The sequence below is a fragment of the Pseudoalteromonas sp. G5_S1_54_S4 genome, assembly GCF_054968565.1.
In genome coordinates this window covers 32,579-46,757 of sequence record NZ_JBQKUL010000036.1, presented here as the reverse complement: position 1 = coordinate 46,757, position 14,179 = coordinate 32,579, and the positions used below count along the sequence as shown (strand labels likewise).

The window sequence follows — 14,179 nt, the reverse complement described above, 5'->3', positions numbered from 1 at the left end:
CGTGGCTTAAACCTACATTACCCGTATTTAACACTTCATTTAAAGGACGGTTATCTGTATAACCCGCTAGATTACGCGTTGCAAATAAATCTGCGTAATTAGGGCGAGAGATAACTTGTGCTGCTGAAGTACGTAAGATTAAGTCGTCAGCTAAGTCCATAACCACGTTTAAGCTTGGTAAGAATTCATTGTAATCGGCTTTATCTGTAGATAATGTCGAGTCGTAAACACCTTCATCACTTAAATCATAGTAATCTGACGAAATATCAGTTGATATGTAACGAACACCTAAATTACCGCGAATACCACCGGTGTCAAAATCAGCCATCGCATACAAAGCAAAATTTTCTTCTATGGTGCCGTATGCTTGTGGACGTGCTGTATAACCTTCTTTCATTGCTAATAAATCAGCAATCATTAGATCCATATCAGGTTCAGGTATTACAAAACCACCACCCGCAGTCACAGTACCTGGGTAGTATTCATTACCATCTTGTACAACTTTGTGATCGGCATATCTTAAGCCCGTTTTAATTGCGGTAATAACACCAAGTTCAACAGGAATTTCAAAGTCTAAATTTAAGTAACTTTCTTCATCTGAATCAGGGTTATATTCAGGCGCCCAAGTTTGTGGGCTGATGGTATCAGGTAAAATGCTAGCATCGTATGATTGGTTAGCTAAATTAAATCTAGTCACGTCGCCAGTCATATCAATAGACCCATTTAAGTCGCTATTGTTATTTGCAAACAAACCATAGTTTGCCGTTGTTACATCACTGTCTGCGCTTGTTTTACCTACACGACCTTTAAAGGTGAATAACTCTGAGTCATATTTCCAATCTAAGTCAACAGTATCAGACTTCATGCTTGCTTTACGCGCCCATGTTTGGAAAAAAGCCGTGCCATTGCCGTTGATATTACGCGAAACACAGTTACCTGAGGCGTTCGTTTGTTCACATGAACCATCACCTGGGAATATAATGATTTGCGAGTTAGCATTGTTAGCATCTAGCTCTAAACTTGTATAAGTTAGACCTAAAACTAGCGAATCTGATGGCTGATATTGCATAGCTACATTATACGCCGTACGCTCACGAGCTTGCTGAAAGGTTGTGGGTGCCATACCGCCACTCCAACCACCTGACGATTCAATACCGTTACGTTGGTAATCTACTTCTGATAATGAACCCGCAGCTAAGATACCAAATGTTTCACTATCATTTTTCCAGCTGTACAAGCCTGAAAGCTCAGGATCTGTCTCTTCAGATACTGTACCGTAATCAGCTTTAATACTGGCAAATACAGTGTTTGCATCTAAATCTAGCGGTTTACGAGTTTTAACAATTACAGTACCGCCGATACCACCTTCAACTAGGTTAGCTTGAGATGATTTATAAACTTCTAAGCCACCTACTAATTCAGAAGGTAGTAATGAATAATTAAAGCTACGATCGACCGCTTGTTGATCGAACCAGCTAGTTGAGGCAACAGTATGACCGTCAAGTAATGTGCGTGTTAATTGAGCTGATGCACCACGGATAGATACTTGCTGATCCTGTCCAAATTGACGAGATACACTGACACCAGAAATACGACCAAGAAATTCACCTACATCGCCATCAGGAAACTTACCAACGTCTTCAGCTGTTACAACATCAACAACGGCATTTGAAAAACGCTTGCCGTTTAAGTTTTCTTTATTTGAAGCGCGAATACCCGTAACTTGGATTACTTCAACATCTTCTTGAACTTTAGTTTCATCGGCTGCGAATGCAGCACCAGTGAACCCGGCTCATTACTAAGCCGATATTTACTGCTAATAAGCTTTTTTTAAAATTTTTAGCTAACACAGGATTCCCCTTGAATCATTTTGTTGGTTTTTGTTTATCATTTTGCCTACCGCCATGATAGCGCTGTAATGGAAGTAACAATCCATACATGCAAAATTACAATTTTGCTACATTTTTCCGCCCTTCCTGTATGAAAAATAGCCAATTCAACATTAAGCAAATGATTTTAAAGAAATTAATTATTGCATGAAAAAGCCGAATTAAATTTATTTAATTCGTTCACATTTCCAGCATGTACTTGAAGCATTTTTAAATTGATTTTGTTTAAAACGACGTGGTGAGTAGGAATTTTCAAACCGTAAAACATGCTTGTGAGTTAGTGTTTAATAAATTTAACCATTTGATTTTTTGGCTATAAGTAAAATTTATTCAGTATTTACAACCGGTGTAAAAGCCTATTTTATACTGCTAATTGTGGAGGCAATACTCAGCATTTCATCTTTATCTCTGCGCTGCTTTTTGTAATTCAGCAAAGAGTAAAACAGATCAGCAATAAAAAAGGTCAGTAGCAAAAGCGACTGACCTTTCATTAAACCATCAATACAAAGAGGTTTAGCGCACATCTAATTTATATTAAAATTAGGGCGCCCAATACACTTCAATGTTGATCTCAGGGTGATTTAATACCGCACGTAACGGCATGTCATTCACATCGCCCCCCGCTAAAGCTTGTTTATAAACAGCCAGCTTTTCATCGCCACTAATTAACAATTTAACCACTTTAGATTGTGCAATCGCATTTAACGTTAAGCTCATGCGCTCAGTAATACTGCCTGTTACGTCACTTTGTATCGCGTTGATAGCGCACACAAGTTGGCTTGAATCTAGGCCGTTTTTCAGGCCTTGTGCATGTGGGAATAATGACGCGGTGTGGCCATCTGGGCCCATGCCTAAAATAGTCACATCAAAAGGACGTTTTAATGCTTGAAACTGCGCTTCACAGGCATCTACCCCTTGCTCTGCAGTGGCTGCTGTATTTTTCATGCTAATAAAATTAGCCGCTGCACCATGGTTTTGTAACAAAGTACGCTTGATGAATGCTTCATTACTCTTTTCATGACTTGCCTCAACCCAGCGCTCATCAACCATAGCAACATCAATGTTTGCCCAATTTAAATCAAGGGTCGATAAATGTTTATAAGCCGGCTCTGGCGATGAACCGCCTGAAACCATTAATACTGCACGGCCATCACGTTCAATACCATCACGTAAAGCATGCTCTAACGACTGAGATAATTCATCAGTCAGCGCAGCTTTATCGTCAAAAAACTTTTCTACTATTGTTGCCATCACTTATGCCTTATCGCCAGTATTAAACCAAACATGATTATTCTCTGCTAATAATTCATCTGCATCTTCAGGGCCCCAACTACCGGCTCTATACAGTGCTGGTTTACCTTTTTCTTGCCAACGTTCAATTATTGGATCAATCCACTTCCATGCTTGGCGTACTTCATCACGATGAATAAATAATGATGGATTATTCGCTGCAGCATCAAGCATTAAACGTTTGTAAGCATCTGAGTGAAAGCCATTACTATATGCTTGCGACAGCTCAATGTTCATCGTTACAGGTTCAAGTTGCATGTCTAAATTATCTAAACGCTTCGACATCAGCGTTAATTGAATGCTTTCTTGTGGTTGTAAACGGATCACCAAACGGTTTGGCTCGATATTACCTACGCTGTCCTCATACACGTTATGAGATACTTTTTTATATTCAACCACAATTTCAGCGCAGCGCTTTGCCATACGTTTACCGGTACGCAGGTAAAAAGGCACACCCGCCCAACGCCAATTATCAATGTGCGCACGAATAGCCACGAAGGTTTCAGTTTTACTTGCCCCTTCGTTTAGCTCTTCTAAGTAACCTGGGACTATTTTACCGTTTAAATCACCCGGTACGTATTGCCCACGAATAATATTGTCATCAACATCGCTGCCCTCTAATGGGCGTAATGCTTCTAATACTTTTAACTTTTCATTGCGAATACTATTGGCTTTAAGTTTATGCGGTGACTCCATTGCGACTAAGCAAAGTAGCTGTAACAAGTGGTTTTGCACCATGTCACGCAAAGCACCGGCTTTATCATAAAAACCAGCGCGGCTCTCAAGCCCTACCGTTTCTGATAAGCTAATTTGGATGTTATCAATCGATTTAGCATCCCACATGTTTTCAAATAATGAATTTGAAAAACGCAATGCCATTAAGTTTTGAACGGTTTCTTTACCTAGATAGTGATCAATACGGAAGATTTGATCTTCGTCGAAGTACTGTGCAATTTTCGCATTAATAACTTCTGCAGACTCGCCACAATAGCCAATTGGTTTTTCTACAACAACACGTGAATTGGCTGTTATTAATTTTTTAGTAGATAGAATTTCACAACAAGTGCCATACACAGCTGGCGGAAGAGATAAGTAAAACACACGAGATTTATCGCTGTCGTCTTCATCAAGAATCTTTTTCAGTACATCCCAGTTATCATCCGCTTCGGTAACATTACTCACTACAGGCACTAAAAACGCTGAGAACGATTTCCAATCCTTAGCGTTATACTCGCCTTCGCTTAAAAATTCTTGTAATGCTTTGTGTGCGGTATCAATGTATTCATCACATTTACTTTGTTCGCGCACGGTAGGCAAAATACGTGAGCCTTGCGGTAAGTTACCTTCTTGATATGCTCGATACATTGCAGGAAGTAATTTGCGTAACGCAAGATCACCACCGCCCCCAAAAATTATAATATCAAAAGGATTAAGCATAGTTACTCTCTACGTTTATGCTACCTGCCACTACCGTATTGGTAATCAGTTATAGCGGTTTATTATCTGGATATGCAGGCCTTAGCACAAAGCCTACTAATGTTGTTCGTTATATGCGCCATAAAAAATGGGTCTAGGGACACTGTAATTCCTCTCACAAAAATACAGGCCCTAGGACTCCAGCGCTACCCGTTCAAAGGTATTTGGTTACTTATTGTGCAATAAGTGAATGTGTTACTGCGTACGGTGTTGTTTGTAGTACGCCATCAAGCCCTGTGTTGAGCTGTCGTGCTCATTAACCACGTTATCGTCGGTTAATTCAGCTTCAATTTTAGAGGCTAAACCTTTACCAAGCTCAACGCCCCACTGATCAAATGAACATATTTGTAAAAGAATACCGTGGCAAAAAATCTTATGTTCATACAGTGCAATTAAACGACCCACCGCTTTTGCATCAACTGTGTCTAATAATATAGACGTTGTTGGGCGGTTTCCTTGATGAATTTTATGCTTTAGTAGCATTTCAATTTGCGCAGGCGTTTTGCCTTTGGCTGCTAAATCAGCGGTTATCTGCTGCGCATCTACCCCGTTCATTAATGCTTCGGTTTGTGCAAAAAAGTTCGATAATAAAATATTGTGATGCTTATCAACGTTAACCTGTGGTTTTACAGAGCCAATAAAGTCCGCAGGGACAATTACATTGCCTTGGTGCAAACATTGATAAAACGCATGCTGGCCATTTATTCCCGTCATGCCCCAAATAATAGGCACGGTAGTGTAAGGTACGGTTTGCCCATCAAAAGTGACGTGCTTACCGTTACTTTCCATTTCACCCTGTTGTAAATACGCAGGCAACATATGTAATGCTTGGTCGTAAGGTAAAATAGCTTGCGAATCAAATCCTAAAAAGCTGGTATTCCATACACTCAACAACGCCATAATTAAAGGAATATTCTGCTCAAGTGGCGCCGACTTAAAGTGCTCGTCAACTTCAAACGCCCCTTCTAAAATAGCTTCAAATGCTTCAAAGCCGGCATAAAGTGCAATAGGTAAACCAATGGCACTCCAAAGTGAAAAACGACCCCCAACCCAATCCCACATGGTAAATACGTTTTCGTCACTAATACCAAATGCCGCGGTTTTTTCTAATTTGGTGCTTACTGCCACAAAATGCTTTGCTATGGCGCTTTTATCTTTGGCGCTATTTAAAAACCAATCAACCGCTGTTTTTGAGTTGGTCATGGTTTCTGAGGTAGTAAAGGTTTTTGACGAAATAACAAATAACGTTGTTTCAGGGTCAACTTTATTCAATACCGACGCGATTTGTACGCCATCAGCATTAGAAACATAATGAACGTTTAACGGTTTATCAACCACTGCTTTAAGTGCTTCAGTTGCCGTTTGAGGGCCTAGGTTTGACCCCCCTACACCAATACTCACTACATCTTTCACCGCTTTACCGGTGTAACCTAACCACTGCCCGCTGCGTACTTTTTCAACAAAGGTTTTAATTTTAGCAAGTTCGCTATCGACCGCCTCAGTAATATTTTCACCGTCAACAATAAGCGGTGTATGGGCGCGATTTCTAAGTGCGGTATGCAATACGGCACGGTCTTCGGTGATATTTATTTTCTCACCGGCAAACATTTTTTCACGCCACGCTTCAATATCACACTCTTTAGCTAATGAGATTAATTGAGCGAAAACTTTCTCATCAATACGTTGTTTTGAATAATCAAACAATACACCAGGAATGTGAGTAGAAAATTGAGAAAAACGAGAATCGTCTTGTGCAAATAAAGTTTTCAGATGTGTTTGTGCCATCTTTTGTGCACTATTTTCTAGTGCTTGCCAACTTACTAACTCAGAACGGCTCGCCATGTAAACATCCCCTAATTTATTAATCTATTGATTTAAAGCACTTTATTTAATTTTTTACGACGCAAAATAACCGAATTTTGTAAAAAGCAAAGCCCAATATTATAGCTTAAAAAGTCTAATTTGCGTTATTTTTATAAGCTTCGATGCAGATAATAGCGCAATTTTTTGCTTTTGACACCGGTATCATAAAATTAAAAATTGAATTTAACAACTGATCAGCCTCTCTCTTTAATGAAGATTTTATTAATTTCTAACTGATCCAAATTAAAGCGAGCAAAAAAAAGGCCGACAAATGTCGGCCTTTCCTCTAAATAAACAATTAACCGGTTAACGCTAAACCACCCGATAAGTTATAAACACTGCTATAACCAAGCTCAGTCAAATTTGCTGCCGCAATTTTTGAACGGTTACCACTGCGACACACTAAAATATACTGGTTGTTTTTGTCCAATTGGCCTTGCGTAAGTGCATGAGCCATTCGACTTAAAGGAATATTTAAGGTTTTAGCTATGGGTACGTTTAGCAATGCGCTTAAATTATTAGCGCCGTGTTCATAAGGTTCTCGGGTATCAATTAAATACGCATTGCCCTCTACCAGTATTTCTTTTGCTTGGTTAAAACTTAATTGCGAAGTTTCTACAGCAGGCTTAGCATTAACATAACCACAGAGCGTGTTGGCTTGTGTGTGTTGTTGTAAATCTGCTTGCTGTTTTTGTGCGGTAAATTCAGCGTCATCAATATCACCTTTAAGTAAGGCTTGTAATAATGGCGTTTGCTGCTGTTGAACAGCCCAGTTCATTGCAAAGCACTGTTGGTAATCATGCCCTGAACACACCACACTTTGCGGATTAAGCTCTGCTGCTAACATCGTCAAGGAATGCGCCATTTTCATTGCATCCCCGCCATCAAGCGCGGTATTTCCAAGCCCTGCAGGTAAAATTAAATCACCGCAAAAGCAATACTGAACATCTCCATTATTCGCTTTTAATAAATAACTCACGCTATCTTGGCTATGCCCTGGTGTGGCTAGCTTTTCGAGTACGTGAGTGGTTAATTGCAATGTGTCGCTATTCGTTGGCCAGCCTAATTTATCAACCTCTCCAGCGACTAAGTATTCTTTAAGTGCGCTGCGCATTAAATCAAGTGCGCAGTGACGTTCTTGATGCTCATGCGTATTTAAAATAGCGGTAATAGTTAAATTTTGCGTAGTTACTATTTTTTCAAAGCGAGGGATCAGTTCAATAATCGGATCGATAATAAATGCATGTTGATCATCTGTTACATACAACCAACTACATGCACCTTGGTGTCTAAATTGGGTAAGCCCTAAAGCACATACTTCTTGCAAAGGAAAACTGCTATCAGAAATCACTAAACAGTTAGCTTGTAATACCGTTTTAAGCGCTCTAATTTGTTCACATGCATCATCTATTTGCGCCATCGTAGCAGCAGGGCCAAATGACAAACGAATAGCGTTTTCACTTTGCCACTGTGAGGCTCCCATCGCATCAAGCACAAAGCTCTGCGTAGCTCCCGTGCTGCATGCAGAGCCACCGCTGACCCTAATACCTGCAGCGTCAAACAAATCAATAACTTCTTTACTGGTTAAATCGTTAACTGCAAAATTAAGCGTTGTGGGCACAGAGCAGGCAAAGTCATGATTAAAGGTAATACTTCCAAAAGTATCAACTAAGGCGCTATGCAGTTTATCTCGATACAAGTTAAGTACATCTATTGATTTAAAAGTCTCGTCTTGTTTATCTAGCAGCAAACTAAACAGCTTATTGAGCCCAGCTATACCAGGCAGGTTTTCTGTACCAGAGCGCATGCCACTTTCTTGGCCGCCACCGGCTATAAAAGGCGTGTATGGGCTGCCTTGACGAATATACAATAAACCTATGCCTTTAGGTGCATAAAGTTTATGCCCTGAAAAAGGCGCATAATCAATCGTTGTTTCACTTAGGTTTAGCTGTTGTTTGCCAAGCGCTTGTACACAATCAACCATCCAAGTGACTTGGCTATTACGACTACGAATCACCTTTTCTATGGCGCTTAGATCTTGGTAAACACCGGTTTCATTATTAACGGCCATCGTGCAAATCATCAAAGCGTCATCAATATGCTGAGCAATAAAGTCTAAATCTAAAATACCATCACGATTAACCGGAATAGCAATAATATCAGCGTTAATCTCAAGCACTGTATTCCAATGCTTTAGCGTATTAGGCACCGCTTTATGCTCAGTTGCCCCATACAATAAAACGGGGTTTGGCTTTGTATGGTGTTTTGCATTAATAAGCGTCGATACGATGGCGGTTTGAATCCCCTCAGTGGCACCGGAGGTGAATAAAATATCACCTTGCTGCGCGCCAATGACGGTACGGGCTTTTTGCCTAGTTTGTTCTAATAAGTGTTTGGCTTGAATGCCGGTTATATGAGGACTTGAGGGATTACCAAAACAAATTTGCATAGCATGGCACACCACCTCTGCAATACAGGGCAATACAGGTGTGGTCGCATTTGCATCGAGATAAACTTGAGCTTTGGGTTCATCTGGCAATAAAAACTCTGACATTAAAAACGCACCTTATTACTAAAAAATATATCTTATTCCCAATAGTACATAGTTTTGACAGGAATGAATAATAATCTTTCGTAATTAAAGTGCGTTTACTATACCTTTTAGTGACCGAGCTCTTGCGCGAGTTCTTCGTGTTTGGATGACCAAGCATTAATAAGTGCTTTGACTAATGATGCTAATGGAATGGCAAAAAACACTCCCCAAAAACCCCATAGCCCACCAAAAAATAGCACCGCAACAATAATAAATACCGGATTTAAATCAACCGCTTCAGAGAACAATAAAGGCACCAATACGTTGCCATCGAGCGCTTGAATAATGCCGTATATAATTAAAACGGTCCAAAATTGAGTTTCTAAACCAAACTGAAACAGCGCTACTGCGGCCACTGGTATAGTTACTAACGCTGCGCCCACAAACGGAATAAGCACCGAAAAGCCTACGAGAACGCCTAAAAGCGCGGCGTACCGTAAGTCCAGTATGGTAAAAGCAATAAACGACACAGAACCAACAATTAAAATTTCAAATACTTTGCCACGAATATAATTCATTATTTGCTGATTCATTTCATGCCACACTTGTAAAATTAAGCGGCGTTGGCGTGGGATCATTTTAGCAATGCTGGCACTGAGCTCTACTTTATCTTTGAGCATAAAAAACACCAGTAGCGGTACCAAAATAAGGTAAATTAACCATGCTACAGCGTCTTTTAATGAATTAAGCGACGCAGACAATACCACTTGGCCAAAGTCGAGAACTTTGGTTTCAACGGTTACTACAATCGATTGTACTTGCTCTGCGCTAATAAGGCTGGGGTATTTATCAGGCAGATCGAGTAAAAACGATTTACCTTGTTCGACCATATGCGGTGTTTCTTGGACTAGGTTACTGCTTTGCTGCCAAAGCACAGGGCCTATAACCAATATTAAAGTGAGCATAATGCCAATAAATATCAGCATTACTATGCTGGTGGCAGTAAAACGCTTAAGGCCAAACCGTTCTAAGTGAACCACAGGCCAATCTAATAAATAAGCTATGATCAGTGCCACTAACACAGGCACAATTAATGGGCCAAAAAAATACAACATGGCAACCAGTGCCAACAATAAAAAAAGTAAAGTGACTGAATCAGGATCAGAAAACTTTTTTTCATACCATGCTTTTACATATTCAAACACGTAACGGCTCCACTAATAACAACCCCTGTTGTTTATTTAACTTGTAATAATACGCTTTTTTTTGCAAATATCGTTCAATATCATCAGTGTTTTGTTCTTGTGAGATATTAAAGGTAATTGCTTGTTTTAACGATATTGCATCACGCAGCCCTAATTTAAACTGAATAAATTGCTGTGGGCATTTATAAGCGCGTAAATTTAGCTCTAGCATACTCGTTTCGCTACCTATTCACATTAATAATAAGTCCTATAACAGGGCCAATTGAGATTAACCGCAGTTAAATTTAACTTTTTCTTAAAACAACCTCTGCAATGGTTTATCCTTATAGCATCGTTAGCTATCAGGATACGTTAATGCCTAATTCGCATAATAAAGCGCAATTGCCTAGCAATCCAACTCTCAAAGAAATTAATTGGTTTAAAAAGCAAATTAATTGGGGGGAGCTGCCGCATTTTTATCATTTAGTGGCTTCGTCGGTAAGTGAATGTGAAAGTATTTTAGATCACGGATTTGATAATGCCATTAAGCGTATTATCGACAAACGCAATTGGAATTTAGAAGCGCTGGGAATAGACCCCAACGAGCTTTATGAAAAAGAAAGCAATAACAAACCACGAATTTCACTGCATCAAGTGTTTACCGAGCGTGGTTTTGAATTACAAGCCTTCCCTTTTTCTAATGATACCGCCATCGATAGGTACGCACGACATGATGAATCAATGGAGTTTAGGTTATGGGATCCATTGACGATGAAAACCGTTATTCGCATTAATCAGTTACATAAATTCATTGGCTTTTACTTAGACCAAGGCGATGAGGCAGATAAAGCGCTTATATTACATTCTCACAAAGTGGTTCATAAAATTATTGCTTTTTTACAAACTCAATTGAACATTGTTAAGGTTGATGGGGTCACAATAAAGGCGTTTTATCAACTATGTGAAAAGGACAGCCGTTTATACACAGATGATCTTTCAAGTGCTAGTGCCCCTGATAAAAAATAAACAAGGAATATAATGCAGCTAAAATCAGCCTTTATCACTTTATGCAGTGCAGCGCTTACATTTAGCCTACTGATAAGTGAGCCGTTAAAGGCACAAACCAATCTTCAACTGCCCGACTTAGGCACTTCAGCCTTACAAGCATTGCCAATTGAAAAAGAAAAAGCGATTGGTGAAGTGATGATGATGCAGATCAGAGGCTCATCGCCTTTGATTAACGATCCGGTGCTTGATGAATACCTAACAACCTTAGGTAGAAAGTTAGTTGCTAACGCCAATGATGTGCGTTTTGGGTTTTCATTCTTTTGGTTAAATAATCCCGAAATCAATGCATTTGCATTTTATGGCGGCCATGTTGGTGTACACACCGGATTAATAGCCCAAGCCGATAACGAGAGTCAATTTGCATCGGTTCTTGGCCATGAAATTGCACACGTCACCCAGCGCCACTTAGCAAGGCGCATTCAGCAGCAACAAGATAATAGCGGGCTTACCATTGCAGGCATGATTGCTGGTATTTTAGCCGCGGTTGTAGCACCTGATGCCGGTATGGCTATTATTTCAGCCAGCCAAACACAATCAGCTTTCAGTCAGCTGACACATAGCCGTTCTGCCGAGCAAGAAGCAGACAGAATGGGCATGCAAACCCTCAACAACGCAGGGTTTGATGCCAGAGCATCAAGTGAATTTTTAACTAAACTTGCCGCACAAATTCGTTATAAATATAAACCACCGGCGTTTTTACTCACTCACCCTCTTCCTGAAAGTCGTGTGTCAGATGTTCGCCTTCGCGCCGAGCAATACCCTAAACGCCAGGTAAGCTCGAGCCTTAACTTTAACTTAGCAAAAAGCCGAGTACTGGCGCGTTACGATAACAAACCCGAAAACGCAGAAGCGTTATTTAGAAAGTTAATGCGCGAAAACACTTATAACAACGTAGCACTACAGTACGGCTTAGCTATTAGTTTGCTTGATCAAAAAAAGACGGATGAAGCACAACCTATTCTTGATGAGTTACTGGCAGACGATCCTAAAAACTTATTTTATATTGATACCAAAACAGATTTACTCATTGCACAAAAAAAAGCAGCAGAAGCTGTTAGTTACTTAAGCGAGTTAAATAATTATCGGCCAAATAACCAAGTGATCACCTTAAATTACGCAAACGCGGCATTAGAAGCTGAGCAATATGAGTTAGCTGAAAATATATTAAAGTCGTTTTTACTGGAAAAACCCGATCACAGTTTAGGCAAACAGCTTTTAACTGACGCCTACAAAAAACAAGAAAAATTGGCAGCCTACCATGAAGCCAATGCCGATGTATTATCCCAGTATGGTGCGTATTTAAAAGCAGCAGACGAAATACAAAAAGCGCTTAATTTTGTAGAGCCAAGTGAAAATGTTAAGCAACAGCGCTTAAAAGCGTTACTCACACAGTATCGGTTATTGCAAAAAGAGCTTGCGAGGCTTTAAGTCTGGGGTGAGTTCACCTAAAATAGCCACAATTTATACTTTGGATGTATTTTTATGTCAGTTACTATTTATCACAACCCGCGTTGTTCAAAATCACGCGAAACCCTTAACCTATTACAAAGTAAAAACATTGAACCGAGTGTTGTTGAATACTTAAAAACACCGCTTTCTCATGAGCAAATTAGTACCTTAGTTTCTCAACTTGGGTTTAATTCGGCACGAGATTTGATGCGCATCAAAGAAGAGCAGTACAAAGCGCTTAATTTAAAAGATGAAAACAGCGAGTCAGTGCTTATTGATGCCATGGTCAATCATCCAAAACTAATTGAGCGCCCTATTGTAGTAAATAACAATAAAGCCGCCCTAGGTCGCCCGCCTGAAAACGTATTAAGCGTTTTATAATGAGCACAACTATCGTGGTGCTGTACCACTCAAGCCATGGCTCAGTTGAAGCTATGGCGCATGAGATTGCAGAGTCAATAGAGCAACAAGGCGCAACCGCATTACTGAGAACTTTTGTGGCCAAAAGCACGCACGACATTGTGATCAGTAAAGATGATTTAGTTGCCTGCGACGGGCTTGCGTTTGGTACGCCGACCCGCTTTGGCATGATGGCCTCACAAGCAAAAACGTTTTGGGAAACCACCAGCGATCTTTGGCTCAAAGGCCAACTTATCGATAAACCTGCCTGTGTGTTTTCATCATCAAGCAGTATGCATGGGGGCAATGAAGCAACCCTACTCAATTTGTCATTGCCCTTGTTACATCATGGGATGATGTTGATGGGCGTGCCCTACGATGTACCTGAATTGCTCGGCACCGAAACAGGAGGAACACCTTATGGTGCCTCGCACGTTGCAGGTAGCAATAACAGCTCAACCCTGAGTAAAGATGAAATTAAAATATGTCAAAGCGTCGGAAAGCGCCTGACTCAAGTTGCGAGTAAACTTAAATGATTCAAGCAAGCGAGCCTGCTAAAAAACCGGTTACCATTAAATTTCAGCGCCTAGCCTTATTTGGTTATATTGGCCTGCTTATTTTAATGCCGTTATGGATGTTTATATTAGCCCCAAGAGACGGCCACAGTAACACCTTTCTTTTCTTAGTGTATGTATTGCCACTATTACTGCCTTTAAAAGGCATATTACAAGATAAAGCCTACACCTATGCGTGGGCTAATTTTATTGTTATGTTTTATTTTATTCATGGCTTTACATTACTGTGGGTCGCACAAGATGAGCTTATATGGGTATTACTAGAGTTATTATTTGCCTCATCTATGTTTATTGGCTGTACTTATTATGCGCGCCACAGAGGGCAAGAACTTGGGCTTAAAATTCGTAAGCTTAAAGATGAGCTCGCTGAAGAAAAAGCCGCACACGAGCATGATAAAAACAATTCGCAATAAATACCCAACAATGCAAAAACGCGCTAATTAGCGCGTTTTT

The 14,179-nt window shown here is 40.1% G+C and carries 12 protein-coding genes; 5 read left to right on the top strand and 7 right to left on the bottom strand.

The window, feature by feature from the left end; genetic code table 11:
- The 7 genes from ACTRWE_RS13790 to ACTRWE_RS13760 all read right to left on the bottom strand — a co-directional run.
- Nucleotides 1-1,714, bottom strand: a 1,714-nt coding sequence (locus ACTRWE_RS13790) for a TonB-dependent receptor (RefSeq protein ID WP_462880148.1), incomplete at its 3' end; no start/stop codon positions are given.
- 715 nt (nucleotides 1,715-2,429) lie between these two features.
- Nucleotides 2,430-3,140: a 6-phosphogluconolactonase gene (gene pgl, locus ACTRWE_RS13785; protein WP_013465246.1), complete on the bottom strand. Its 711-nt coding sequence runs from the start codon at nucleotides 3,138-3,140 to the stop codon at nucleotides 2,430-2,432.
- A gap of 3 nt (nucleotides 3,141-3,143) precedes the next feature.
- Nucleotides 3,144-4,616 (bottom strand): glucose-6-phosphate dehydrogenase, encoded by a 1,473-nt coding sequence (gene zwf / locus ACTRWE_RS13780; RefSeq protein WP_013465247.1) that lies wholly within the window; start codon nucleotides 4,614-4,616, stop codon nucleotides 3,144-3,146.
- Between the two features lie 234 nt (nucleotides 4,617-4,850).
- Nucleotides 4,851-6,497, bottom strand: coding sequence for a glucose-6-phosphate isomerase (pgi, locus tag ACTRWE_RS13775; protein WP_462880147.1), 1,647 nt, complete (start codon nucleotides 6,495-6,497; stop codon nucleotides 4,851-4,853).
- 319 nt (nucleotides 6,498-6,816) lie between these two features.
- Nucleotides 6,817-9,072, bottom strand: a complete 2,256-nt coding sequence (locus ACTRWE_RS13770; protein ID WP_462880146.1) for an aminotransferase class V-fold PLP-dependent enzyme — start codon at nucleotides 9,070-9,072, stop codon at nucleotides 6,817-6,819.
- A gap of 107 nt (nucleotides 9,073-9,179) precedes the next feature.
- Nucleotides 9,180-10,256 carry an AI-2E family transporter gene (locus tag ACTRWE_RS13765; RefSeq protein WP_033104405.1) on the bottom strand — a complete coding sequence of 359 codons (1,077 nt, stop codon included), beginning with the start codon at nucleotides 10,254-10,256 and terminating at the stop codon, nucleotides 9,180-9,182.
- On the bottom strand, nucleotides 10,249-10,467 hold the full coding sequence (locus ACTRWE_RS13760) for a hypothetical protein (RefSeq protein WP_013465251.1): 219 nt from the start codon (nucleotides 10,465-10,467) through the stop codon (nucleotides 10,249-10,251). The genes ACTRWE_RS13765 and ACTRWE_RS13760 overlap by 8 nt, the downstream gene beginning before the upstream one ends.
- Nucleotides 10,468-10,610: 143 nt before the next feature.
- Here ACTRWE_RS13760 and ACTRWE_RS13755 point away from each other — a divergent pair, with 143 nt between their 5' ends.
- From ACTRWE_RS13755 to ACTRWE_RS13735, 5 genes are read left to right on the top strand one after another with little or no spacing between them, the layout of a single operon-like run.
- Nucleotides 10,611-11,261: a hypothetical protein gene (locus ACTRWE_RS13755; protein ID WP_033104407.1), complete on the top strand. Its 651-nt coding sequence runs from the start codon at nucleotides 10,611-10,613 to the stop codon at nucleotides 11,259-11,261.
- A gap of 12 nt (nucleotides 11,262-11,273) precedes the next feature.
- Entirely contained in the window at nucleotides 11,274-12,731 is a 1,458-nt protein-coding gene (bepA, locus tag ACTRWE_RS13750; protein WP_350314788.1) for a beta-barrel assembly-enhancing protease, read from the top strand.
- Between the two features lie 54 nt (nucleotides 12,732-12,785).
- A complete protein-coding gene (arsC, locus tag ACTRWE_RS13745; protein ID WP_013465254.1) occupies nucleotides 12,786-13,133 on the top strand; it encodes an arsenate reductase (glutaredoxin) in 348 nt (115 codons plus the stop codon).
- Complete coding sequence (gene wrbA, locus ACTRWE_RS13740; RefSeq protein WP_024601121.1) at nucleotides 13,133-13,687, top strand: NAD(P)H:quinone oxidoreductase; 555 nt, start codon at nucleotides 13,133-13,135, stop codon at nucleotides 13,685-13,687. Before arsC ends, wrbA begins: the two co-directional genes overlap by 1 nt.
- Nucleotides 13,684-14,139 carry a DUF2069 domain-containing protein gene (locus tag ACTRWE_RS13735; RefSeq protein WP_024601120.1) on the top strand — a complete coding sequence of 152 codons (456 nt, stop codon included), beginning with the start codon at nucleotides 13,684-13,686 and terminating at the stop codon, nucleotides 14,137-14,139. Before wrbA ends, ACTRWE_RS13735 begins: the two co-directional genes overlap by 4 nt.
- The last annotated feature ends 40 nt before the right edge of the window (nucleotides 14,140-14,179 follow it).